The organism is Actinomycetota bacterium (assembly GCA_030774015.1).
Lineage (GTDB): Bacteria > Actinomycetota > UBA4738 > UBA4738 > JACQTL01 > JALYLZ01.
Genome location: JALYLZ010000045.1, coordinates 1 through 3,120 on the forward strand (window position 1 = coordinate 1; position 3,120 = coordinate 3,120).

The following is a 3,120-nucleotide window of genomic DNA, read 5'->3' on the forward strand; positions in this document are numbered from 1 at the left end:
CTCCACGCCCCGCCAGTACGCGACCGCCGCCACCGGGGCCTGCGCCACCACGTCGCCGTCCGCGTCGCGTGCCACGAGAGTGCCGGGTGCGTGATACAGATCCCCCTGGCGACCCTGCGGGATATCGAAACGGAACGATCGGTCCAGCTTCAGCGGGACGTCGATAGTGGTCCCGTCCGGGTAGGTGAACGTCAGGGACACGGCGCCCTGCGCGTTGACCGAGCCCTCCACGCCCAGAACCTTGGTGAAGTCGCTCCCGTCGCTGATCGTGCTGACGAACAGCGGCTGGTCCTGATCCCGCGGACCCTCGGCGAAGTCGGCCGGGAGCCGCGCCTCGGCCACCTCGGCGCCGGCGGGGTCCCGCGCCATCAGCAGGAACCCGCCCTGGTGCACCGAGGCGAGCTCGGCGGCCGGGACGTCGTACACGAAGAACCCGTCGTCCCCCAGGGGAATCTCGGCCTCCGAACCGTCGGGGAAGTGGACGGACAGCGTCGCGGCGGTCGACGCGTTCACCCTGCCCCCGGCCGTGACCGGGCTTGTTTCGGTCACGGGATCGCTGAACGGGACCGTCAGGTCGATGGGCAGCTCCTGCGACGCGATGGTGCACACGGCGCCTCGGGGCGCACCGCCGGAGGCCAGCTCCATGCAATATCCCCCGTCCTTCAGCGTCGCGGCGTACAGCGTGGACGACCCGGTCGATGCGACGACATGGGCTCGCTGCACATCCGGATTCAGAGCCAGGTCGGCGGGGAGGCCGGCGTCCACCGACTGGATGTCATGCTTGACCTCGGGAGGGGCAGGCTGCCCCAGGATCGCGGCCGCGCCCGCGGCCACTCCCCCGATCACCACCAGCAGGCCGGCGACAAGCGCGATCCGCGCAGAGCGCCGGACGACATGGGGGCGGCGCCGGGCAGGCTCCGACGCCAGCGTGGCAAGCAGGATCAGTTCGGCCTCCCGCGACCGGCCCCATGCCGACGCCATGGCGTCCGGGGCCGGGTCCGCCTCCCGCACCAGCTTGATGAGATCCGCCGCGCTCACTCTCGCTCCCCCTTCTCCGGAACCGCTTCGGCCGGGCGACGGTCCGCCTCGGGATCTGCCTCGTCGCTCGTCGCCCTGTCGTCCATGGACTGTCCGGCGGAGCGGAGTTCTTTCATCAGCCGTCGCCGGGCCCGATGCAGGCGCACCGAGAACGTGGCACGCGAGCAGCCCGCGGCCACGGCGCCTCGAGGGACGTCCAGACGTTCCCACGCCACCAGCAGCAGGGCCTCACGCTGGGCCGGCGGCAGCCGGTCGAGGGCGCGCCGGACGTCGATCCGCGCGTCGATCGCCGGGATCGGATCCTGGTGAGTCATGGGCCGGGAGAACTCCAGGCGCGACTGGAGGGCCGCCCTGCGGCCGGCGGATCGGCGGTGGTTGGCGATCACGTGCCTGGCCACGCCGAGGAGCCACGGGAGGGCGTCCGCCGGCACATCATCCAGGCGCCGCCACGCCACCAGGAACGTGTCCGCCACGATCTCGGGCGCGTCGTCCGCACCCCACCGCCGGCGGGCGTAGGCGTACACCTGCCCGGCGTGGCGGTGATACAGGAGCTCGAAGCGGCCCTTCCGGTCGCCGTCCAGCGCTCCCCCTTCCCGTTCGTATCGCGGTCCCGCCCTCGATATGTCCGGGCGTCCGGTCTCCCTTACCCCGAGCCCGGGACAATGCCAAGGGGGGAACCGGATAGGCCCCTGGTGTGTACATCGCTCAGATGACCTCGGTTCGCGCTCTCGCCGCGTCGGTCGCGATGGTCGTGGCCATGGTGGTGGCGGTCTCGTGCACCGCCGAAACGGCGGCCCCCTCCGCCACGAGTTCCGTCGTCGCAGTCACCACCATGCCGAGCCCGACGGTCTCGCCCGCGGGGACGTCACGTGCCGCCGGTCCGTGCGCGGCGTCGACGGCGGGCCCGGGGGACGGAGGAGGCTCGCTGATCGTGTACTGGAGCGATTCCCCCTACCCGTCCCTGTGGGCGATGCGCCCCAACGGGTCGGGCGTGAACCGCATCGTCCCCAACCACCAGAACGCGAAGCGCCCTGCGCTGTCTCCAGACCGGCGGTGGGTCGCCTTCGACGGCGCGCCCCCGGGAACGGCGCCCCTCACGCAGTTCCACCCGCCCGGCTCCGCGACGAGGTCGACCTGGACGAGCTGTCCGGCCATCTCGTCGCCGTCGTCCAGGAGACCATGCAGCCGGCGCAGGCGTCCCTATGGCTGCGATCGGCGGGGGCACAGCAATGACGGACCGAGCGTCGGTCGTAACCGGGCTCCGTCCTCGCCGCGTCGGAGGGGCGTAGTCTGAGGGAGGACCCTGGAGACCGGGGCCCGTTTCGGCGGCGCGGGAGGAAGCTCGTGGTCTGGCCGCATCCCGTGTCCGAGGCCAGGCCCCTGTACCCGAGGCCGCTTCCTCCGGGCGGCGCCGGACTCGGGTTACCTCAGTTCACCTAGAGGGAGGGAAGAGCATGGCGAAGATCGTTTGCGTCCTCTACGACGACCCAGTCGACGGATACCCGAGTTCCTACGCACGGGACGACATCCCAACGCTCGAACGCTATCCCGATGGTCAAACCCTGCCCACGCCGCGTGGTGTCGACTTCAACCCGGGCGAGCTCCTGGGCAGCGTTTCCGGAGAGCTCGGCCTGCGCCGATTCTTGGAAGAGCAGGGTCATACGCTGATCGTTACCTCGGACAAGGACGGCGCCGACTCCGTGTTCGAACGCGAGCTGGTAGACGCCGACATCGTCATCTCTCAGCCGTTTTGGCCCGCGTACCTGACGGCCGAGCGGATCGCGAAGGCGCCGAAGCTGAAGCTCGCGATCACGGCGGGGATCGGCTCCGACCACGTCGACCTCCAGGCTGCGATCGATCACGGCATCACCGTCACAGAGGTGACGTACTGCAACAGCATCAGTGTCGCCGAGCATGTGGTCATGATGATCCTGTCGCTGGTGCGGAACTACATCCCCTCCTACCAGTGGGTCATGAAGGACGGCTGGAACATCGCCGATTGCGTATCGCGGTCCTACGACCTCGAGGGCATGACCGTAGGCACCGTTGCCGCGGGGCGGATCGGCTCGGCTGTACTGCGGC

The 3,120-nt window shown here is 70.3% G+C and carries 4 protein-coding genes; 1 reads left to right on the forward strand and 3 read right to left on the reverse strand.

Annotation, left to right across the window (positions count from 1 at the left end):
- The 3 genes from M3Q23_04735 to M3Q23_04745 form a co-directional block, all read right to left on the reverse strand.
- On the reverse strand, positions 1-1,038 hold a 1,038-nt coding region (locus tag M3Q23_04735), incomplete at its 3' end, for a hypothetical protein (protein MDP9341419.1).
- Positions 1,035-1,562, reverse strand: a complete 528-nt coding sequence (locus tag M3Q23_04740) for an RNA polymerase sigma factor (protein MDP9341420.1) — start codon at positions 1,560-1,562, stop codon at positions 1,035-1,037. The genes M3Q23_04735 and M3Q23_04740, both read right to left, overlap by 4 nt.
- A gap of 427 nt (positions 1,563-1,989) precedes the next feature.
- Positions 1,990-2,193, reverse strand: a complete 204-nt coding sequence (locus M3Q23_04745) for a hypothetical protein (GenBank protein MDP9341421.1) — start codon at positions 2,191-2,193, stop codon at positions 1,990-1,992.
- A gap of 299 nt (positions 2,194-2,492) precedes the next feature.
- On the opposite strand from M3Q23_04745, the gene M3Q23_04750 reads away from it, so the two are divergent.
- The coding region (locus M3Q23_04750; GenBank protein MDP9341422.1) for an NAD-dependent formate dehydrogenase at positions 2,493-3,120 on the forward strand (628 nt) is incomplete at its 3' end.

Excerpts from the sequence above, each read along its gene's own strand:
- M3Q23_04745 (MDP9341421.1), bottom strand. The coding sequence starts at position 2,193 with ATGGCCGGACAGCTCGTCCAGGTCGACCTCGTCGCGGAGCCGGGCGGG.